Consider the following 21,148-nt stretch of genomic DNA (forward strand, 5'->3'; position numbering starts at 1 on the left):
TTCTTATACGCCTGGACTACACACCATTAGCTACTCTTTAAATCCCCTTATATTTTCTACATAGTAGATTTCATTTTAAATTACAAAATAATTTGGAGGTTCACTCACTATGGAACTTTACAAAAAATTAACAACAACATTCATTCTCTTATTTGTTGCTTCCATCACTGTCGGCTTTTCCTTAAAAGGCGCGATTCCATACGCTACATTAGTGAGTATTATATTCGCAACGCTATTTTTACTGAGCAGTGCTTTTTGCGCAGGAAAAGCACGCCAACTGAAAGGGTGACCGTCTATGTTCCGTAAGAAACCAATCCTTTGTAAATCATGTGAAAAGGAAATACAAACGTATGAAAAAGCGTGGATTCATATGCCATTTCCGGCAAGTGGTATGACAAATATGAAGAAGTATATTGAGCTAGACGGGGAAGTTTATTGTAGTTCTTGCATTCAAGTAGTAAATAAAGTGAAACTTTAATCAGTGGGGATTTTGTTCTTCCCCACTGATTATTAGTTGAACCAATCGGGCTTTTACGGGCAGTTAATGCGGGATAAAACCAAATAAAAAAAGCTTTGCGCACACAGCGCAAAGCTTTTTTTCATATATTATAGACCAGCTTGCTCTTTTAAAGTAGCTGCTTTGTCTGTACGTTCCCATGTAAGATCTACATCAGTACGTCCGAAGTGGCCGTAAGCTGCTGTTTGTTTGTAAATTGGGCGACGTAAGTCTAGCATTTTAATAATACCAGCTGGGCGAAGATCGAAGTTGTTACGAACTAGTTCTACTAATACGTCTTCAGATACTTTACCAGTGCCTAATGTATCAACTGAAATTGATACTGGTTGTGCTACGCCAATTGCGTATGCAAGTTGTACTTCTGCTTTGTCAGCAAGACCAGCTGCTACGATGTTTTTCGCAACATAACGAGCTGCATATGCTGCAGAACGGTCAACTTTCGTTGCATCTTTACCAGAGAATGCACCACCGCCATGGCGAGCGTATCCACCGTAAGTATCAACGATGATTTTACGTCCTGTTAAACCAGCATCACCTTGTGGTCCACCAATTACGAAGCGGCCAGTTGGGTTAATGAAGAATTTCGTTTCTCCATCCATTAATTCTGCTGGAACTACAGCTTTAATTACGTGCTCTTTTAAATCGCGATCGATTTCTTCCCACGTAACATCTGGATGATGTTGTGTAGAAATTACAATTGTATCCACACGTACAGGTTTACCATTTTCATCATACTCAACTGTAACTTGCGTTTTTCCATCCGGACGTAAGTATGATAATGTGTCATCTTTACGTACTTCAGTTAAACGACGAGCTAATTTGTGAGCAAGCGAGATTGGAAGTGGCATTAATTCTTGTGTTTCATTACATGCGAAGCCAAACATTAAACCTTGGTCTCCCGCACCAATTGCCTCAATCTCAGCGTCAGTCATTTGACCTTCGCGTGCTTCTAGTGCTTGGTCAACACCCATAGCGATGTCAGCAGATTGCTCATCGATAGATGTTAAAACTGCACAAGTTTCTGCATCGAATCCGTATTTTGCGCGTGTGTAACCAATGCCTTGAATTGTTTCACGAACGATTTTTGGAATATCTACGTAAGTAGAAGTCGTAATTTCCCCCGCTACCAATACTAAACCAGTTGTTACAGTTGTTTCACAAGCTACACGTGCATTTGCGTCCTTTGCTAAGATCGCATCTAAAATTGAATCAGAAATTTGGTCACAAATTTTATCTGGATGTCCTTCAGTTACAGACTCAGATGTGAACAGATGACGTTTTTTTGTCATGTGGTAAACCTCCCTACAGTAATTGTATATATTGTACGGAACTCATCCTTAATTTGCCACAAACTGCGACATACATTTATTCTCCCACACAAGCATACAGAAAAACCTTTCCTACTTAACATAGAGGAAAGGTTTAATTTGCTACTTGCATACTGCTTTTTGCCCTTTGCTCTTATCGTTCGAGACCGTTAGCCTCGCACAGGTTTTAGCACCTATTCACCTGTATTTACCACTACAAATGAGGTTGCTGGGCTTCATCGGGCCTGTCCCTCCGCCAGCTCGGGATAAGAGAGTATCCGTCCCAACCTATACTAAAGAAATGATATTCATTTGTCAATTAATATTCACATTTTCCTGAAAGTTTTTCTCAATACCCATAGAATGAAATATTAATAGGGAAATGATACATTCACACAAACAAAAATAAATAAATAGTATACATTATTTATATAATTGTGTTATACTATTGATGGGGATTACGAGAAATATTTCATTAAATGAAAAGGATGGTATATAAATATGAGTACTGTGAATGTCCAAATTGGTTTACATGAATTATTGAACGGAAGCAATGCACAGATTCAATTAAGTGTTCCGCAATTAGTGGAAAAAGTATTAATGCGAAACGAAGGGAAATTAACTTCTACTGGTGCCGTTTCTGCTTCAACAGGAAAATACACAGGACGTTCTCCTAAGGATAAATTTATTGTGAAGGAAGCATCGGTTGCTGACAAAATTGCTTGGGGAGCCGTGAACCAACCGATCTCTGAAGAACATTTTAATAAATTATATATAAAAGTTTTAGAATACTTAAAAGAAAAAGAAGAGTTATTCATCTTCAAAGGATTTGCTGGCGCTGATCGCAACTATCGCCTACCAATTCAAGTTGTTAACGAATATGCATGGCATAATTTGTTCGTACATCAATTATTTATTCGTCCAAATGAAGAAGAATTAGCAACTCACGAATCAGAGTTCACAATTGTTTCTGCACCAAACTTCAAAGCAGATCCAGCAATTGACGGTACAAATTCTGAAGCATTCATTATGGTTTCATTCGAAAAACGTATCGTACTAATCGGTGGTACAGAATACGCTGGAGAAATGAAAAAATCAATCTTCTCTATTATGAACTTCTTACTACCTGAACAAGACATTCTTTCTATGCACTGCTCTTCAAACGTAGGCGAAGAAGGCGACGTAGCACTATTCTTCGGTTTATCTGGAACAGGCAAAACAACATTATCTGCTGATCCAAACCGTAAATTAATCGGTGACGATGAGCACGGTTGGTCTGATAACGGCGTATTCAATATTGAAGGCGGTTGCTATGCAAAATGTGTAAACCTTTCTCATGAGAAAGAACCACAAATCTTCGATGCAATCAAATTTGGTTCAGTTTTAGAAAACGTTGTCATTGATGGTCAAACACGCATCGCTGACTATAACGATACTACTTTAACAGAAAATACACGTGCTGCATACCCTATGCATGCGATTGACAATATCGTACTGCCAAGTGTTGCAGGACATCCAAATACAATTATTTTCTTAACTGCTGATGCATCTGGCGTATTGCCTCCAATCAGTAAGTTATCAAAAGAGCAAGCTATGTACCATTTCTTAAGCGGTTACACTAGTAAGCTAGCAGGAACAGAGCGCGGTGTTACATCTCCGCAAGCTACATTCTCTACTTGCTTCGGTTCACCGTTCTTACCGCTTGATGCATCTCGTTATGCTGAAATGCTTGGTGAAAAAATCGAGAAACATGATGCGAAAGTATTCTTAGTAAACACTGGCTGGACTGGTGGCGAATACGGCGTTGGTAAACGTATGAACTTAGGTTACACTCGTGCAATGATTCAAGCAGCACTAAGCGGTGAACTTGCTAAAGCTGAAACTGCAAAACACGACATCTTTGGCCTTGAAGTACCTCGTCATGTTCCAGGTGTACCTGATGAAGTATTAATGCCTGAACAAACTTGGGCTGATAAAGATGCTTACAAAGTGAAAGCAATTGAGCTTGCAAACGAATTTAAAGAAAACTTCAAAAAATTCGATAGCGTTTCTGAAGCTATTATTAACTTAGGCGGTCCAATCGCTTAATTACAAATTTTCTGTTGGAATAACCCTTTTACTCATATGAATAAGTGTCGTGTAACCGTAAAGTTCCGCGTACTCACCGACAAAACCCAATGCGGCTTAACGGTTACACACACTTACATAAAAAAGAAGCTTACGTTAAAAACGTAAGCTTCTTTCTATATCTTATATAAAGTGAAACTTTAATCTCTTCATCTATTGCATACCAATACCTATAAATTTACAGAAAATTCATTTTATAATCATTCGTTTGTAGTTTCCTATGATATATTTTACATATAAAGGAAAGGGTGAGGCCCATGAAAAATTTTTCTCGTACAGAAAAAATTTTATTCAGTTATGGAGCGATTCAAATGTTTTGGGGACTTGTAATGCTTAACGTTAATTTATTTGAGCATACAAGTGAAACGATAAAATACATTATTCTAATTACCGGAATAGTTTGTTGTATTGTATCCAACTTTTTTAAAGAACCTAAGAGTCATACTACTAAGTGATTTCATATTAACTTATTGGAAGCGGAAACCTATATTTTATACAAAGTTACGCTTCCTGTTGTACTATCCATCGCCGGATCCCTTATTCCAGAGTAAGCCAATTTTCAATTTAAATAACCAGATTTTCATATATACAAATTACGGCTTCGAACATATAAATTATATTCCTGCTCACTACCTCGCTCTGGTTTCGCACCGCATGTGGCTAAAAAAGGCCCTAACGGCTTCTATCCACCGCTGGATCCTCTATCCCATCTAAAAAGAGGCTTTTCATCTTTTTATCTTTTTCAGCCCTTCGTTAATTCTTCCTCATCCTTCATACTATAATACCCTAAATTAATAACGATTAAGAAATAACCACCCAGAATACCTACTGCAAATGCCCACATTACCATATGATGCTCAATTTCGTACATGATAATAGCACCCAAAATTGCAGCTGCAAAGCGATTAAACATACCAAGCGTCGGTGCTTTCGTCTTCTTTACTATACTATCTCCAAGCTTTTCGATACGCCTTCCTAAAATCCAAACACAATACATGCTTACAATAAGTCCAATTCCTGCACCTAGAAAATGTGCTGAAAACGGTGTTAACATCCAGCCTAATAACAGAATACCTAGTAGATAATATGATTGAACTTTAAACGATTTTAATGACAAACTAATCATGCTGTACTCCCCTTCAATGTTTTTTCTATTTATCCAACAAAAGCTGTATAACTCATTTCTTTCGAGTCCATACTACTTAAAATCTATTTCATTCAAATTAAAAACAACATAAACGGTATGTTTATGTTGTTAAAATGCTTTTAGGAAATAATATTATACAAGATTTTTAATATAGAATCCCTCATAAATGTGACGTTTTTCAAAACATTTCCGTCCAATTATGAAAAAATTGATATCAATCTATGAACATACGGATATGATGTAATAAGCACATAAATAAAGGGGGCGTCTAATGATTTATTTTTTAATGGCTCTCATTCATCTCATTGTTCCTGCACTTATTGGACTTTCCTTGTATTGGTACACGAAAAAACATAGTATTTTCTATGCTGTCCTCGGTGTTCTTCTTCCAGGTATTATTCTTATTACACTCTTCCGCATTCCTTTTCTTAATTTAATCCCACTTATTACTGCCATTTTATTCCTCGTATTTTTACCAAAAATAAAAAAATAGGAAAGCAGATCATAGGTGATCTGTTTTCCTATTTTGATATAGGTTCTTGCACGATAGAATTAGCTTCTACTTTCTCTGATTTCACAAACCATAGACCGAAGAAAATGATGATTCCACCGATTATTTGTTGAAACGATACATATTCATTTGCCCATACAGCTGCAAATAAAACAGCTACAAGCGGCGTAATATACATATATACCATCGTATGTGACGCACCAATTTTTTGAACACCAACATACCACATGACTAAACCGAATACTGTTACAAAGAAAACAGAATATAGTAAAGCAAATAGTGTCATTCCGTGTGTAATGTGAAATGGCATGACAAATACATGTGGGCCACTTAACAATAAGAGCGGAATCGCTCCAACTAATGTCGACCATGCAGTAACACGTAATGCTGAGTATTTTTTAATAAGCGGCCCTGCTAAAACGGGGTAAAGTCCCCAACATATTGATGTAATAAGTCCAATCCCATTTCCGTAGAAAGAACTAGCGAGTGAATGCCCCGCTACTAAAACTAATGTAGCACCAATAAAGGCAATCATGGAACCAACTAACTTTCGAGAAGAAAATTTTTCTTGTTTCAAGAAAATCGCAAATACAGTTGTAAAAATAGGTGAAATAGATATGAGTAAAGAAGCATTTGTAGCGGATGTGTATTTTACAGTTTCCATAAATAACGTTTGATACAGTACAATACCTACAACGCTAACGATGATTAATCTTGGTATATCTTTTCGCTCCATATAAAGTGACTTTTCGATAAAGAACGTAAGTAATAACAGTAGTGGTGCTGCTGTCATCATTCGAACTGCAGTAAACTCAATTGCTGTAAATTCTAAAAGTCCATATTTCGCAATCGTATAGTTAATCCCCCAAATAATAACGACACTTAAAATTAATAACTCAATTCCCCATCTTTTCATGCGCAACTCCCTTCGCAAAGAGAATTATACAGAAAATTCAACTATATGTACATTTCATTATGTGAAAAAATCCATAAGAAAAAGGAGCATATTATATACTCCTTCTCTCTTCATTATACTCGAACATGTAACTTCATATTCGGATTATAAAACTGGCTTGGGCTCTTCAGCTGGAAAGTCCCTCCAACTTCATGCCAATCAACTGTTAATTTATCATCCATAAATACAAGCTTTGTGCGATCTGCAATAAAGTTTAGTACGCTTGATTCGATATCTACATCGCGCTCATCTTTCTCTGAAACGGCTACTAAATCGATAATCCCGCTCATAACACAACCGCAACCTTCATTATCATAAAATAACTTTATATATTTCGTTTCACTTGGAATCGTATCCATAATCTTTTTATATGCTGCCTCTGTTACAGTAACGTACATGTGTTAACCTACATCCTCTCTTCTCGTATCATTTATATATTGTACCACCATTTTTCTCGAATCTTATATGCAGAAAATTAAGACTACTATGAAATATATGTGATAAAGTGAAACTTTAATCAGGGAGGTATCCATCCCCCTCTGATTATTAGCCCTCGCCAATCAGGTTACGGGCAGTTAATGCGTGATAAAGGAGGTTGTATCACTGATGTTCAAACTACAGCGATATCTCATTTTCTTAGGTCTATTAGGTAGCTTTTTTATTTCTAGCGGAATGGTATTACAACATATACTTCCCTATTCTCCTTCTATTGGCTGGATTCTAGGTTTTATTTGTTTCCTATCCGCTTCTTATTTTTCCATAAAAAAACAAAAACAACTAACAAAGTAAGAACTATCTTAAGGAGGATTACCAAACATGCCAGCCTTAAAAGAAATAGAACAATAACTTAATCATTTATTACAGGAGAAATCCATTGCCATATCGACAATGATTATGGTAGGCATAAATACTCACTCATTATGGATTATGCGAAAGAAACAAATATGTCACTCATCGGTTTGTCACACTCTGCCTCTGAATATTTAGTGAAAGAGACATTGATGTATGATTGGTTTAAAGAGAATTTTGATGTAGATGTTACTTTGATTCCGCAGGAGACCTGGTGGTTATAAAACTAATAACACCTCCCCTATTTTTAAAATCTATATACACAATACGATCGACCACACAAAAATATAGAATCTACAATATATATATAGTAGTTCTACTTTTAAAACTAGATTTTCAAAAATATAGAAAGGAGATAATATATGTACCAACGCAATTGCTTTAGTTGTGACGGTAGACGCAACAGCGGTTCTATCGGTGCTACTGGACCCACTGGTGCTACTGGACCTACTGGCAATGCCGGGGCCGGTTTGCAAAGTACTACCGCTTTTAGTCTAGCAGCCGCTCCTAACTATAAAACGGGACAAGTTGTCACTTACACGAGTAGCGGCTATGTTGTAAAAAAAGATGCACCTCAAGGATTTCCGAATGTGTCTCAAGATTATATCGTATTGGTAGAAGGTGGTTCTACTGGTTCTACCGGAACTACCGGAACTACTGGTTCTACTGGTTCTACTGGTTCTACCGGAGTCACTGGTTCTACCGGAGCTACCGGAACTACTGGAGTCACTGGTTCTACCGGAGCTACTGGTTCTACTGGAGTCACTGGTTCTACCGGAGCTACTGGTTCTACTGGAGTCACTGGTTCTACCGGAGCTACTGGTTCTACTGGAGTCACTGGTTCTACCGGAGCTACTGGTTCTACTGGAGTCACTGGTTCTACCGGAGCTACTGGTTCTACTGGAGTCACTGGTTCTACCGGAGCTACCGGAACTATTGGTGCCACTGGTTCTACCGGGACTACTGGACCTGCTGGTAGTTCAACAGCGAAAAGTATTGTTTTTCAAGGGACGAATGCTGGGTTTCAACGTATAGCAGGTTCTCCAGGAATTGATTCTAACGTTATTCCGTATGTAACTGCTGGAGCTGGAAATATAGTTGGTTTTGCTACATCTATAAATATTAATAACTTACCCGCTGCTGTTTATACGATTGATATTTGCAGGAATGTCCCAACAAACCTCTCTGCCCCTACCTCTAGTTACATCCTATCTACTATTACTTTAACTACTACAGATAAAATTACGGGAACTATGACATTTTCAATTAAACCTACGGATATTGGCTCTAGACAACCTCAAGTGTATAACCCTACTCCAGCACCTGGACCTGCCACTGTAACTTGGACTAGTATTACAACCGGAAACCTGTTTTCGAGGGGGGATGCGATATCTCTTTATATTACCCCCGGGATTACGGCAAGTTCTGTATATTCTATTTTTCTAATCACTGATATATAATCCACACTTACAAATCATTCATTTACAAAAAGGACCTCGATGCCGAGGCCAAAAAAATTGCAAATAAATTAAAACAAATAACAGACAAATTTATTATATACTCTCGCTTTAAAACACCCATATTTTGGATTGTGAATTTGTACAGTTTGTCAATGTTGTAAACATCCCGTTTATTAAAATTCCGTACTTCCTTCCACACTGAAAAGGGAAATCACTCTAAAGAAAGTGATTTCCCCTTTTTAAAATATCCCACTATAATTAAATCGGCAACATAATCTCAACAGTCGTTCCAACTCCAACTTCACTTTCAAAGTTCAATTTACCGTGGTGATCTTTAATAATTTTTTCCGTAACTACTAATCCTAAGCCTGTTCCAGTTTCTTTCGTTGTGTAAAAAGCTTCATTTAGCTTCGGAATTTTATCTTTCGGAATGCCGCATCCCTCATCTATAATTTGAACAATGATCACATCTTCCACTATAACTTTTACAGTAATAGTTCCGCCAACTGACATTGCTTCAATCGCATTTTTTATTAAATTAAAAAATACTTGTTTCAATCGTTTTTCCTCACATGTAATTGATGGTATATCTTTACTATAAATAGCATGCATTTTTATTCCTTGTTCTAAAGCTGGCTTTTCCATAACCCTGATAACATAAGAGATGATTTCTTTAATATTATACGTTTCGGATTCTACCGATTTAGATTTCTCAAACCCATTTAGTTCTGTAGCAATTGTATGAATTCGCTCTACTTCCTGTCTCATAATTTCACTATAAATTTTATCTTCTGGATATTTTTCCGCTTGCTTATTCACAAGTTTTTTCAATTTTTCTAACGGTCTTCTAATCTTATCGCCAATTACTGTCGCCATTTTTCCAACCATTGCTAATTTCTCTACATTTCGTATTTCTTTATCCATCATTTCAAGTGTACGAACGTAAGATTGGAATCTTAAAAATATAATCCAACATATAATAACAAACACGCTATATAATGCTATTGGGATAAGAACAATAAAGGATTGAACAACGAATCCCATAAGTGCATATTTTCCAACAATAGTTCCCGCAACTAACCAAAAGTACCTCTTATTCACAAATATTGGTGCAAATAAAATAAAGAATCCTTCTACTATATTCCCGCCATCAAATTCCGCATCACTTCCGTAATAAATAATGAAGTTATTAATAAAATCCAATATATTATAGCCAATTAAAATAATATACTTCACAATATACGGCTTTTTCCATTTCATAAAATAAAGTCCTATAAAGAATAATCCAACCATAAAACTATATAGCCATAAACCTAATCCTTCTCCAAAAGCATCTGCTAGTTTTTGATTTTTATCTGATAAAAGGACAATAGCTTTTTCAGCAAAATCATACGCAAAAAATATAACGAAGAATAAGCTTAAAAATATTATTAATGCCTTTATCTCTTCTTTTTCAAATATATTTCCTTTTTCCATATGATAGCTCCTTTAACAACACCTCTTAATCTTGTGTCACATTGCGCTCACATTTTTTCGGGAGCAGTATTTCTACTCTCGTTCCTTTCTTTACTTCACTAGAAATGTGTAATTCTCCAAGGTGCTCTGTCACAATTCGCTCTGCTACCGTAAGACCTAATCCAATTCTATCTTGCTTCGTTGTATAAAAAGCATCCTTAACTCGTCCTAAATTATCCTTTTTTATCCCAAAACCACTATCTACTATACTTACTATTACATAATCTCTTTTTTTATTTTCAACTTGTATTTTTAATGTTCCGCCATGTTCCATTGCCTCTAAAGCATTTTTAATAACATACAAAAATACTCCTTTTAATTTGCGTTTATCACATTCAATTTCGCTTCTATTTTGCTCTTCATTAAAGGTACAATTTATATTTAACTCGTTCATTTTTCCGCGCATGTTTTCTACCGCTTGTACTAAAACATCACTTACAATGTGTTTTTCATAAACAGAAGGTTTACATGCAGCAACCTCCATTAATTCACTAATCATATTATTCATATTTTCGATTTCGAGAATCATTTGTTCATATGTTGCATCTTTTTCGTGTTTCTCTTTTTGTAATTGCGTAAACCCTTTTAATGAAGCAAGTGGGTTTTTAATTTCATGTCCGACTGTCGCTGCCATTTTTCCGATAACCGCCAATTTTTGTGAATGACTTGCCTCTGCAATACGTCCCTTTACTGCTGAAAGATATTGTAAAAATCGATTTAAAATAATAAATGACACGAAAAGTAACACCATATTTATAACAAGAGACATAAACAGGTTAAGTTCTCCAAATACAAATAGGTATATCATATATTTCCCTATAAGGAATGGCGCTAAGACAAATAAATATCTTTTACTCAAAAAGATCGGTACGAAGAAAATGAAAATATATTCAATTACATTCCCTTCATCAAATGCTATTGTATTATGAAAAGCATACCATCCAATATTAAAAGTCTCTGCGATCATGTATGCAAATAAATATGTATATTTAACTAAATATGCTTTTTCTCTCTCAAATAAGTAAACACTAATACCTAATATAGCCATAATATATGCAAGCTTCCATATCCCTTTATGCCAATTTGCTAAAGGCATTGTATCTTCTAATATAATCGCGTATGCAACCTCGTATACAATTAAAATAACATGTATTACCCATAAGAAAATCTTAGCGTTTTTCTTTTCTTCTTTAGCTGATAGAAAACTCTCTTCCACTTCAACACCCCTTCAAAAGAATACCATTTATTATAATAAATGATTTTCATAGACAAACAAAGATAAATTGAACAAATGAGGAAAATCAATCCATAGATAATATACTTCCCCATACCATATGTAAGCATAAAAACCATGAACAATAATACGTATAATATGGGAGGTGCTTTATATGGACGGTCGTGAAAATAAGAAGATAGAACAGTTACAATCCTTTACGAAAAACAATGAAGGAAAAGAGATGACAACGAATACGGGTGTCAAAATTTCAAATGATGAAAACTCTTTAACCGCCGGCGATCGTGGTCCTACACTTTTAGAAGATTTCCTGATGCGAGAAAAACTCGCTCATTTTGACCGTGAACGAATTCCTGAAAGAGTCGTTCATGCCCGCGGTTACGGAGCACATGGTGTTTTTGAGCTATATGATTCTTTAGAAGACTTAACAATGGCTCATTTTTTACAAGACCCATCTAAAAAGACACCTATTTTTATTCGTTTTTCTGAAGTTGCTGGATCAAAAGGTGCAAATGAAACGAACCGAGATGTACGAGGATTCGCTGTTAAGTTTTATACAGAGGAAGGAAATTTCGATTTAGTGGGTAATAACATTCCGATTTTCTTCATTCAAGATGGTATTAAATTTCCGGATCTTATTCATGCTCTTAAACCAGAGCCACATAATGAGATTCCCCAAGGACAAACAGCACACGATACTTTTTGGGACTTTATCGCCAATAATCAAGAATCAGCTGCGATGATGATGTGGATTATGTCGGATCGCACAATTCCGAGAAGTTTTCGAATGATGCAAGGGTTCGGCGTTCATACATTTCGTTTAGTTAATAAACATGGGAAGTCACGATTCGTAAAATTCCACTGGAAGCCAAAGCTTGGCGTTCACTCGTTAATTTGGGATGAAGCTCAAAAACTAGGCGGCGCTGATCCAGATTATCATCGCCGTGATTTATGGGAAAATATTAATGCCGGAAACTACCCTGAGTACGAACTTGGCGTTCAAATTTTAGAAGAAGAGGATGAATTTAAATACGATTTCGATATATTAGATGCAACAAAAATTTGGCCGGAAGAAGACTTCCCTGTTAAGATCATCGGAAAAATGACGTTAAACCGAAACGTTGATAACGTATTTGCGGAAACAGAACAAGTCGCACTGCACCCTGGAAGCATCGTCCGCGGTATCGATTTTACAAATGATCCTCTCTTACAAGGTAGACTCTTTTCTTATACAGATACACAATTAGCACGCGTCGGTACAAACTATCAAGAGTTACCGATTAATCGTCCGGTATGTCCTTTTCATAACAATCAAAGAGATGGTGCGTCTAAATATATAATTGATAAAGGAAAAGTCGCTTACCATAATAACTCTTTAGCTAATAACTCTCCCTTTACTGTACCTGGTACGAAAGGCGGTTTCGTTACATATCCTTCTACTGTTTCTGGACATAAAACAAGAGAGACAGCCGCAAGTTTTAAAGACCATTTCTCACAAGCCCGTTTATTTTGGAATAGTATGAGCCACGTCGAAAAAATCCATATTATGCAGGCCTTTTCCTTTGAATTAGGAAAAGTAAAAAGTAAATCAGTTCGCCAACAAGTCGTAGGTATGATTGGTCATATAAGTACGGAATTAGCTACTTTAGTAGCTGAAGCAGTCGGGGCAACAGTACCAAATGTTCAAGAATCAAATGTTACAAAATCCTCACCAGCACTAAGTATGGAACATACAACATTCAGCCCAAATACATTACGAGTAGGCGTCATTGTGGCAAACGGATATGACGGTCAAAACGCACAATATATTATAAATCAATTCAAACAAGCCGGTCTTCAGCCCGTTATTATTTCCGAACGATTAGGTTTTGTGCAAGGCTCTCAAAATGGACAGTGGGAAGTGAATGATACTTTCTTAACAGGATCACCACTTCTTTATGATGGGCTACTTCTTATTGGTGGAAATATTAATGATCATTTTCTTAACAAGGCAAGTTCATTCGTCGTAGAATCGTATAATCACTTTAAGCCAATTGGCGCTTTCCAAAATGGAACTACTATTGTTCAATCTTTAAACATCGAAGGAAAACCTGGCGTTATAACAGAACAAAATCCTACCTTACTTGCGAATGAATTTATTCAGGCAATGACAAAACAGCGATTTTGGGAGAGAGCCTACTAAAATGCATGAGGAGGATACATCATGTTCGTTACAGTGGAAAAAGATGTACACATTTTTGTTGAGGATATTAACCCAGGCCCTGGAAGTAAACCTGTCTTCTTCGTTCATGGCTGGCCTTTAAATCATCAAATGTACCAATATCAATTTAATATCTTACCACAACATGGTTTCCGCTGCATCGCCATGGATATACGAGGAAACGGACAGTCTGATAAACCATGGACTGGTTACACTTATGATCGTTTAGCTGATGATATCGCAATTGTATTAGATGCACTTCAAATAGAAAATGCTACGTTAGTCGGCTTCTCAGTCGGTGGTGCTCTCTCTATTCGGTATATGTCACGATATAATGGGCGTCGTATTTCCAAACTTGCATTAGTGGATGCTGTCTCTCCTTCTTTCGTGAAAAACCAAGAATCCCCTTACGGCGTACCGAAAGAACAAGCAGATGCTCTGATTGCTCAAATGTATGTAAATTTACCTAAGTTTCTAAGTGATGTATCTTTATCATTTTTTAATAGAAACTTAGGAGCTGCCACGTTAGAATGGTTTTCTTATCTCGGTATGCAGTCCGCTTCTTATGCTCTCATCAAAATTTTGCAAGCCGCTGCAAACGAAGACGTAACGAAGGACTTAAGTAAAATTAACGTCCCAACAAAAATATTCCACGGTGTTCACGACCAACTCATCCCTTATAAAAGTGCTGAGCTAACAAAAGAGCGAATTAAAAACTCTGAACTATATCCTCTTACAAATAGTGGCCACGGCTCTCCAATCGATCAAGCGGATGAATTAAATAAGGAACTGATAAAATTTTTAAATTCATAGTTCCTTTACAGTAAAAAAAGAATTTGCCCTTACGGCAAATTCTTTTTTCTTAACTACCTTTTGCACGAGCAAATTCCACATATGGCTTATTCTTCTCCTCCATTAAAAATAAAACGATAATGCGGAAAAAATGAAAAGTTGGAACAATAGTCATACAAAGAATAGGTAAAAAATAAACACGCTCATCGTTAAACGCATAAATACTAACAACTCGAAATCCTGTTTGTTTATAAATCCACACAACAAATAATTGTAAACTAAAAATTAATAATAAATCTGGAACTGATTCTATTAAAATTAAACAAATTGTCCAATTATATACTAGATGAAAATTCACACACTTCTCACAAATCAATTATTAAAACGGCTCTATTTTAATTTATACTAAATGTACAAGTAATACTCCCTAAACCTAGCTTGTCTGGTTATCCCGTTAAATACTATGAAAAAAGAACTTGTATCGTATACAAGTTCTTTTTTGTCGCCTATTTAAATAATATATCCTTACTATATTGCTTTCCGATGAGTAAGTCATATTGAATAAACTCATATTGCTTTAACATTTCTTTTTGTTTTTCTGTTAAACTTTTTATTGCTTCTCCGTCTTTTCCTATCTTCAATTCATCACGAAGTACGGGAATTTCTTCATATAACTTCGATAAAAATTGATAGAACGGTACCTTATTTAATCCAGCATAATCAAAGACAAGATTTGAAAAATAGATTGGACTTACTAAACCTAAATTGTCATTTGGCATATCAAAATTTGCATACATTAATAACGGCGTTTGCGCCATCGCTAATCGTTCACTTGGCGTTTTTTCATTTGTTATATAACCAGTCTCTTTATAAAGAGATTTATTTGTTCCTAGTGATGGGAGATGATCCCCAAAGAATACTAATAATGTAGGTCTATCTAAATTATCTAGCTCCTCTATTAAATATTGAAGAGCTTCATCTGAACGTCTTAACCCTTCTGTATAAGTCTCTAATTCAGCCTTCGACTCTTCATTTTCTAATCCACTAATCTCTATTTGATTTTCACCAAATCTTCCTTCTGTAAATGGAAAATGATTTTGCATCGTAACTGCATGAACAAACGTAGGTTTCTTTTGCTTCTCTAATTCAGCTATTATCTCTTTACTCATAGATAGATCGCTAATATAATCTCCATCAACTTCTACATTTTCCATCGTATCTTGTGCATTAAACTTATCAAATCCTAACACTTTATATACATCATCCCGTTTAAAGAATGAGCGACCGAACGAATGAATTGCACTTGTATAATACCCTTCTTTTTTCAAAGCTCGAGGAATTGATGGAATTTCTTTCTTATTTGTAACAACTTGCTGATACGGTATAGATCCTGGTTTTAACAAACTCATTGAATAACTCGTTAATACCTCAAATTCAACGTTCGCAGTATTTCCTCCAAATGCAGGAGAAATAGTTTGTCCACCAGGAAAACTTTCTATATAATGATGCAAATTAGGTAAAGGATCTTCACTAAAGGACAGGTTCGTTAACTTCGTTGGATCCCAAAACGATTCACTCATTACAAAAATAATATTCGGTTTCTCTTTTTGCTTCTGCGCCCCTATATTGCTACTATATTGTTTCTTTATATCGTTTGCTATTTGAAGCATATTTTCTTTTGAATAATCTTTCGGCTTTTCAATGACTGTCGTATCTAAATTACTTATAAATCCTAGCACAAAACCATTTGAAGCATAATTTTCATTTTGATCCCACAAAACGAACTCTATACCCGACTTTTGAAACCATTTATTTATAAACGTATTCGTAAAATTACCATACACATATAAAATAAAAACGGATCCTATTATAAATAGAACTCGTACGCCTGCATGAACTTTTACATTTTGAATATACTTCCTCACATACATACCCGCCAAAATACAGACAACAACACTTACAATAACAAGAAGAATATAACCCCAACTAAAATAATCCATCACCATTGGTATAACAGATTGCATATGTCCAATCTGTGTAAAATCAGAAGGATATAGTGGGTCTCCCCTAAAAACAATTTTGAAGTGATTTACAATAGCCAAAATGATTAGCAAAATGCTTGCCAAAATAGTACTCAAAAAAACTTTCCCAAGCACGTTATACACCAAAACATATATCGCATAAATTACAATTAAACTAAATATAAACTGTGCGTTATAATTGTAAATCCAATTCAGTGTATTTACGAGATTCATATTATTTTGCGTGAAAATAAAAAGCAAAGTAACCACATGCGCTACTAAAAACATTCTAATATAAATCCGAATAATCGGTTTAAATTTATTAACAATATCTTTATTCAAATGCGCAACATACAATAGTACAATCCACATCAAAATTGTCATTATACTTAAGACAATTTTTTGATTTAACATATCTTTCATCGTATCTAAACTAAAATATTTTAAAATCAAAAAAAGTGTGGGTATTACATATAGGGTTACTAGGCCACTTAACATCGCTGAAATTAATATACTTCTTCTTGGCTGATGAAATGAAAAATCACACCTCAATTCATTCCCTCTTTTCTGTTTATTAATTTCACCCCGCACCGTAAAAACAGTTTCTATTAAGATAACATACTTCACGCATTTCGTCTTCACACTGGATTCTACTATAACTGTAGTTTCTTAATTCTCCCTTAATCAACAGTTAATTTTTGGAATACCAACTATTCATTCTTAAAAAACTAAATTCCTTCATTCCACTTTATGATATAATAACTATGTTTTGGAAAACCTTAATACTAATAGGGTTTTATCATGAAAATACGAAAGAAACAATAAAAAAGGAGATGCTCATTTTTGCTAAATAAGTTTAAAAATCTACCTAAAGCGGTATATGTAATTTTGGCGCTTTCTTTCCTACTGCACGTTTTTTGTCTAGTAAAACAGCCAGGATTAGATGGAGAGTTAGTCAAAGTAACATATGGTGCAAATGATGCCTTTAACTATTCGTTAACAGCTGAACAATTATTAAAACATGGTGTATTTGGCTATGTTTATTTAGAACCTAGTGAAGTGCCTGGAAAAAATGCATACATCACACCAGGTCAGCCGCTATTATTAGCTGGTGCTATGATTATTTCTGATGTTACATCACTTCCTTACTATTACGTAGCAACTGTTATTAATATGATACTAAACCTTTGCACAGTGTTATTAGTATTCTTAATAGGGAAAGAGTTATTTGAAAAGAATATTTATGGAATTGTTGCGAGTATTTTATATGCTATTTATCCAAGTAACTATACATACTTCCGTACATTACTAACAGAAGTTCCTTCAATATTCTTATTATCGTTAAGCGTGTATGTATTTGTTCTCGCATGGAAATACAATAAAGCAAAATTCCATATATGGTTTGGAATTGTCGTTTCCATTTTACTTATGTTCCGCCCAAATCCAGCTCCAATGATGCTCATTCCTGTTCTTGTCGTCTTATTCACATATGGATTTAAAGACTCAATTCGAATTGGATTATTATGGTTCATTGGCCCGTTCTTTATTATCGGTGCCTGGGTTGTTCGTAACTATTTAGCGTTCAATCAATTTATCTTATTCTCAACCCAAGGTGCAGACCCATTAATTGCCGGTGCAGATCCATTTAACAAAATTGGCTATGAAAATGTAGTTAACCAAATGAAAGCCCAGGGCTTAGATGATAAAAATGCATACGCAAAAGATTTAATCAAAAATGGATTTAAAACGGACTTCACATATTGGTTCTCTTGGTTCACTGTCGGTAAAACAATTGAGTTATTCAAAACAGCTCCTGCTGTAGACCAATACCGTATTCATAACTTTATACAAATGTGTCATAGAGTCTTTATCATCGGTACATTCTTGAGCAGTTTCTGCTTCATGCTAAATTCATTTAAGCATAAGCGCGTTATGATGCTAGTAGCAAGTTCTGTTATTTACATCATCTTCTCAAACTTATTCTTAGCAATTAATCGCTACGGATTTTTCATTAACCCTCTTATGTGCTTAATTCTTGCATACGGGTTAGTTTACGCTGTGCAGAAGCTTCCATTTTTCCGCACTAGCCAAGCATAATAAAAAAAGAGGTCGTCCAAAAATGGACGACCTCTTTTTTTATTTATCCAACACTTTGAACACGGCCAATTTGTCCATCTTGTAATCGAACCTTAATTCCGTACGTATGTGTTTCCGTGTTTGTTAAAATATCTTTCACAACACCGCTCACTGTTTTACTATAATCTTTATCTAATTGAATAACTACATGTGAACCAACCGAAATTTGTGATCTTGTCGGTTTACCACCTGTTGCTTCTGTTGTTTTTTCTTGTTTTTGTGTTCTCTCTTGTTGTGCAGACTGTTGTTGCTGAATCTTCTGCTGCTCTTCTTGCTTACGTTTTTCTTCCTCTACCCTTTGTTGTTCTTCTTGCTTACGTTTTTCTTCCTCTTCCTTTTGCTGCTCTTCTTGTTTGCTTTCCTCTTCTACCTTCTTATCTTCTTCAACTTTCTTCTCATCTATTTTCTGTTCTTCCGATGCTTTCAGCTTTTCCTCTTCATCTTTACAAGCTGTTAAAACCACTACACATAAGCTCATAAGCAAAAATAATAATAATTTCTTTAACATTAAAAAATCCTCCTATATATACATTACAAATAATGACCTTTAATAGAATAACAAATATGTATAAACCCCTTTGTCGTAATTTGTCGTATACATTGGATTTTCCATGTAACACTACATGCTACAAATAGAAAAGAACCTGTCATATGACAGGTTCTTTTCGTTATTTATTAGGATACGATGATTAGCATGTTTACTATACAAGAGGAAGCATCCATATTTTCCATATGATACTTACGATTACTATAAGTACAAAATCAAACAAATCTAATCTCGGACCCTTTTTCATAGTCATGTCTAGCCACATATGAATCCATTTCATTTCCTTATATTTATGAATATTTTTCTTTGCGAATCGGTAAGTGAGCACTTGCATGATGTAAATTCCAATTACACAAATAAGCAATAAGATGAGAAATTCAAACACAAAATTCCTCCCTATTTTTGAAGCGTTCTTTCTACTATATGGTTCTTCAAAACCCATTCCTCAAACTGAGCACTTCCAAATTCCCAGCTCAAATCACGAGCATGTACAGAAAAAACGTAATAACCAGCATATTCGTCCATAAACCGACCTGTCTCTATCTCCTCTTTCTGAAGACCGTATACTCCAAAATTAAAATACACATCCCACACGTCTTCATGCTTCCTCTTATAAGCAATCGATTCCATATCACATTCAGTTCCGAAATAATCAAGATGTAAATGTACGCTATCATCGTATTCGTAATCCATTTTATCACCCCTTATATTTGTACTTCTTTACTACCCAAAAAATTCCTGCTATATATACTCACATATGGGCACTTACCTACATATTATGCTTGTAGATTGACTTCTAGGAGGTGTCATATAGTGAAAAAATTAATAACCGTTTTTTGCATCATGTTACTAGCTGTTTTCACATTCGCTGCTTGTAGTAGTACAAAGGAAAGTACGAAAGAACAAGCTCAAAAAATTCGCGTTGGCGAAGTTACACACTCTCTTTTCTACGCACCATTATATGTTGGAATTGAAAAAGGATTTTTTAAAGATGAAGGCTTAAATATTGACTTACAAACAACAGCTGGCGGAGATAAAACGATGACCACCCTTTTATCTGGCGGAATTGATATTGCTCTCGTTGGTTCAGAAACGTCTATTTATGTTCATCAACAAGGAGCAAAAGATCCTGTCATTAATTTTGCACAGCTTACACAAACAGATGGCACATTTTTAGTTTCCCGTAAAAAATTAGACTCTTTTAATTGGAACGACGTAAAAGGCGTTACGTTTTTAGGACAGCGTAAAGGCGGCATGCCGCAAATGGTTGGTGAATACGTTTTAAAGAAAAATGGCATTGACCCTCGCAAAGATACGAACTTAATTCAAAATATCGAGTTTGCTAATATTGCAAATGCCTTTGCATCTGGTACGGGAGAATTTGTACAGCTCTTTGAACCGACTGCAAGTATACTTGAAAAAGAAGGAAAAGGTTATATCGTCGCGTCTTTCGGAGCTGAATCTGGTACTGTCCCTTATACAACGTTTATGGCAAAAGAAAGTTTCTTAAAGAAAGATAAAGCTGCTGCAGAAAAATTCACGCGCGCACTATATAAAGCGCAGCAATGGGTTGATACACATAGTCCAGAAGAGATTGCCGATGCCGTTTCACCACTATTTAAAGACACTTCAAAAGACATTTCAGTAAAAGTAATTGAGCGCTACAAAAAACAACATTCATATGCGACAAATCCATTATTAGATGATGCAGAATGGAAACAACTCCAAACGATTATGAAAGAATCTGGTGAATTACAAAAAGAAGTTCCACATGAAGCGCTCGTCAATACAAAAATTGCCGAAAGCGTTATTAAGAAATAGAGGCGAAGT

General features: G+C 35.4%; 22 protein-coding genes, 1 pseudogene and 1 riboswitch. Of the genes and pseudogenes, 12 read left to right on the plus strand and 11 right to left on the minus strand.

Features of this window, described 5'->3' with window-relative positions; all coding sequences use genetic code 11:
• The first annotated feature begins 109 nt into the window (after positions 1 to 109).
• Entirely contained in the window at positions 110 to 289 is a 180-nt protein-coding gene (locus CQ058_RS19390) for a hypothetical protein (protein ID WP_002067722.1), read from the plus strand.
• A 6-nt stretch (positions 290 to 295) separates the two neighbouring features.
• A complete protein-coding gene (locus CQ058_RS19395; RefSeq protein ID WP_002067721.1) occupies positions 296 to 478 on the plus strand; it encodes a hypothetical protein in 183 nt (60 codons plus the stop codon).
• A 128-nt stretch (positions 479 to 606) separates the two neighbouring features.
• On the opposite strand, the gene metK is transcribed toward CQ058_RS19395, so the two are convergent.
• Positions 607 to 1,806 carry a methionine adenosyltransferase gene (gene metK, locus CQ058_RS19400; RefSeq protein WP_002015707.1) on the minus strand — a complete coding sequence of 400 codons (1,200 nt, stop codon included), beginning with the start codon at positions 1,804 to 1,806 and terminating at the stop codon, positions 607 to 609.
• Between the two features lie 169 nt (positions 1,807 to 1,975).
• Positions 1,976 to 2,097: riboswitch (SAM riboswitch) on the minus strand.
• A 228-nt stretch (positions 2,098 to 2,325) separates the two neighbouring features.
• Between metK and pckA the strand changes: the two genes are divergently transcribed.
• Together pckA and CQ058_RS19415 are read left to right on the plus strand one after the other, a co-directional pair.
• A complete protein-coding gene (gene pckA / locus CQ058_RS19410; RefSeq protein WP_002034448.1) occupies positions 2,326 to 3,912 on the plus strand; it encodes a phosphoenolpyruvate carboxykinase (ATP) in 1,587 nt (528 codons plus the stop codon).
• A 296-nt stretch (positions 3,913 to 4,208) separates the two neighbouring features.
• Positions 4,209 to 4,406 carry a hypothetical protein gene (locus CQ058_RS19415; RefSeq protein WP_002190968.1) on the plus strand — a complete coding sequence of 66 codons (198 nt, stop codon included), beginning with the start codon at positions 4,209 to 4,211 and terminating at the stop codon, positions 4,404 to 4,406.
• Between the two features lie 287 nt (positions 4,407 to 4,693).
• On the opposite strand, the gene CQ058_RS19420 is transcribed toward CQ058_RS19415, so the two are convergent.
• Positions 4,694 to 5,077 (minus strand): ATP synthase subunit I, encoded by a 384-nt coding sequence (locus CQ058_RS19420; RefSeq protein WP_002129542.1) that lies wholly within the window; start codon positions 5,075 to 5,077, stop codon positions 4,694 to 4,696.
• 292 nt (positions 5,078 to 5,369) lie between these two features.
• On the opposite strand from CQ058_RS19420, the gene CQ058_RS19425 reads away from it, so the two are divergent.
• Positions 5,370 to 5,591 carry a hypothetical protein gene (locus tag CQ058_RS19425; RefSeq protein ID WP_002034446.1) on the plus strand — a complete coding sequence of 74 codons (222 nt, stop codon included), beginning with the start codon at positions 5,370 to 5,372 and terminating at the stop codon, positions 5,589 to 5,591.
• 28 nt (positions 5,592 to 5,619) lie between these two features.
• On the opposite strand, the gene CQ058_RS19430 is transcribed toward CQ058_RS19425, so the two are convergent.
• Both CQ058_RS19430 and CQ058_RS19435 read right to left on the minus strand, forming a co-directional pair.
• Positions 5,620 to 6,525: a DMT family transporter gene (locus CQ058_RS19430; RefSeq protein ID WP_002190970.1), complete on the minus strand. Its 906-nt coding sequence runs from the start codon at positions 6,523 to 6,525 to the stop codon at positions 5,620 to 5,622.
• 113 nt (positions 6,526 to 6,638) lie between these two features.
• A complete protein-coding gene (locus CQ058_RS19435; protein ID WP_002089124.1) occupies positions 6,639 to 6,962 on the minus strand; it encodes an iron-sulfur cluster biosynthesis family protein in 324 nt (107 codons plus the stop codon).
• 208 nt (positions 6,963 to 7,170) lie between these two features.
• Between CQ058_RS19435 and CQ058_RS19440 the strand changes: the two genes are divergently transcribed.
• The 3 genes and pseudogenes from CQ058_RS19440 (at position 7,171) to CQ058_RS19450 (ending at position 8,873) form a co-directional block, all read left to right on the plus strand.
• Positions 7,171 to 7,353 carry a hypothetical protein gene (locus tag CQ058_RS19440; protein WP_002034443.1) on the plus strand — a complete coding sequence of 61 codons (183 nt, stop codon included), beginning with the start codon at positions 7,171 to 7,173 and terminating at the stop codon, positions 7,351 to 7,353.
• Between the two features lie 62 nt (positions 7,354 to 7,415).
• Positions 7,416 to 7,637, plus strand: a pseudogene (locus CQ058_RS19445) (Nif3-like dinuclear metal center hexameric protein); the annotation flags it as partial.
• A 138-nt stretch (positions 7,638 to 7,775) separates the two neighbouring features.
• The gene (locus CQ058_RS19450) at positions 7,776 to 8,873 is read left to right on the plus strand and encodes a collagen-like protein (protein ID WP_105589931.1); all 1,098 of its coding nucleotides are present in this window, start codon (positions 7,776 to 7,778) and stop codon (positions 8,871 to 8,873) included.
• 258 nt (positions 8,874 to 9,131) lie between these two features.
• On the opposite strand, the gene CQ058_RS19455 is transcribed toward CQ058_RS19450, so the two are convergent.
• Together CQ058_RS19455 and CQ058_RS19460 are read right to left on the minus strand one after the other, a co-directional pair.
• Positions 9,132 to 10,349: an ATP-binding protein gene (locus tag CQ058_RS19455; protein ID WP_105589932.1), complete on the minus strand. Its 1,218-nt coding sequence runs from the start codon at positions 10,347 to 10,349 to the stop codon at positions 9,132 to 9,134.
• A gap of 25 nt (positions 10,350 to 10,374) precedes the next feature.
• Positions 10,375 to 11,604, minus strand: coding sequence for an ATP-binding protein (locus tag CQ058_RS19460; RefSeq protein ID WP_002190973.1), 1,230 nt, complete (start codon positions 11,602 to 11,604; stop codon positions 10,375 to 10,377).
• A 172-nt stretch (positions 11,605 to 11,776) separates the two neighbouring features.
• Between CQ058_RS19460 and CQ058_RS19465 the strand changes: the two genes are divergently transcribed.
• Together CQ058_RS19465 and CQ058_RS19470 are read left to right on the plus strand one after the other, a co-directional pair.
• Positions 11,777 to 13,804: a catalase gene (locus CQ058_RS19465; RefSeq protein ID WP_002067740.1), complete on the plus strand. Its 2,028-nt coding sequence runs from the start codon at positions 11,777 to 11,779 to the stop codon at positions 13,802 to 13,804.
• Between the two features lie 21 nt (positions 13,805 to 13,825).
• Positions 13,826 to 14,635 (plus strand): alpha/beta fold hydrolase, encoded by an 810-nt coding sequence (locus tag CQ058_RS19470; RefSeq protein WP_002129555.1) that lies wholly within the window; start codon positions 13,826 to 13,828, stop codon positions 14,633 to 14,635.
• Between the two features lie 49 nt (positions 14,636 to 14,684).
• Here CQ058_RS19470 and CQ058_RS19475 read toward each other — a convergent pair whose 3' ends face one another.
• Together CQ058_RS19475 and CQ058_RS19480 are read right to left on the minus strand one after the other, a co-directional pair.
• Positions 14,685 to 14,972 (minus strand): ABC transporter permease subunit, encoded by a 288-nt coding sequence (locus CQ058_RS19475; protein ID WP_002190974.1) that lies wholly within the window; start codon positions 14,970 to 14,972, stop codon positions 14,685 to 14,687.
• Between the two features lie 148 nt (positions 14,973 to 15,120).
• Positions 15,121 to 17,187 carry an LTA synthase family protein gene (locus CQ058_RS19480; protein WP_078176455.1) on the minus strand — a complete coding sequence of 689 codons (2,067 nt, stop codon included), beginning with the start codon at positions 17,185 to 17,187 and terminating at the stop codon, positions 15,121 to 15,123.
• Between the two features lie 291 nt (positions 17,188 to 17,478).
• Here CQ058_RS19480 and CQ058_RS19485 point away from each other — a divergent pair, with 291 nt between their 5' ends.
• Positions 17,479 to 18,732, plus strand: a complete 1,254-nt coding sequence (locus tag CQ058_RS19485; protein WP_002190978.1) for a glycosyltransferase family 39 protein — start codon at positions 17,479 to 17,481, stop codon at positions 18,730 to 18,732.
• 43 nt (positions 18,733 to 18,775) lie between these two features.
• Here CQ058_RS19485 and CQ058_RS19490 read toward each other — a convergent pair whose 3' ends face one another.
• The 3 genes from CQ058_RS19490 to CQ058_RS19500 all read right to left on the minus strand — a co-directional run bounded on the left by CQ058_RS19490 (position 18,776) and on the right by CQ058_RS19500 (position 20,011).
• A complete protein-coding gene (locus tag CQ058_RS19490; RefSeq protein WP_002190983.1) occupies positions 18,776 to 19,279 on the minus strand; it encodes a YwbE family protein in 504 nt (167 codons plus the stop codon).
• A gap of 193 nt (positions 19,280 to 19,472) precedes the next feature.
• A complete protein-coding gene (locus CQ058_RS19495; protein WP_002034470.1) occupies positions 19,473 to 19,703 on the minus strand; it encodes a hypothetical protein in 231 nt (76 codons plus the stop codon).
• An 11-nt stretch (positions 19,704 to 19,714) separates the two neighbouring features.
• Positions 19,715 to 20,011, minus strand: coding sequence for a DUF3986 family protein (locus CQ058_RS19500; protein ID WP_002034469.1), 297 nt, complete (start codon positions 20,009 to 20,011; stop codon positions 19,715 to 19,717).
• 120 nt (positions 20,012 to 20,131) lie between these two features.
• On the opposite strand from CQ058_RS19500, the gene CQ058_RS19505 reads away from it, so the two are divergent.
• Positions 20,132 to 21,139, plus strand: a complete 1,008-nt coding sequence (locus CQ058_RS19505) for an ABC transporter substrate-binding protein (protein ID WP_002089139.1) — start codon at positions 20,132 to 20,134, stop codon at positions 21,137 to 21,139.
• Positions 21,140 to 21,148: the final 9 nt, after the last annotated feature.

This window comes from Bacillus sp. MYb56, from assembly GCF_002976445.1.
GTDB classification, from domain to species: domain Bacteria; phylum Bacillota; class Bacilli; order Bacillales; family Bacillaceae_G; genus Bacillus_A; species Bacillus_A mycoides.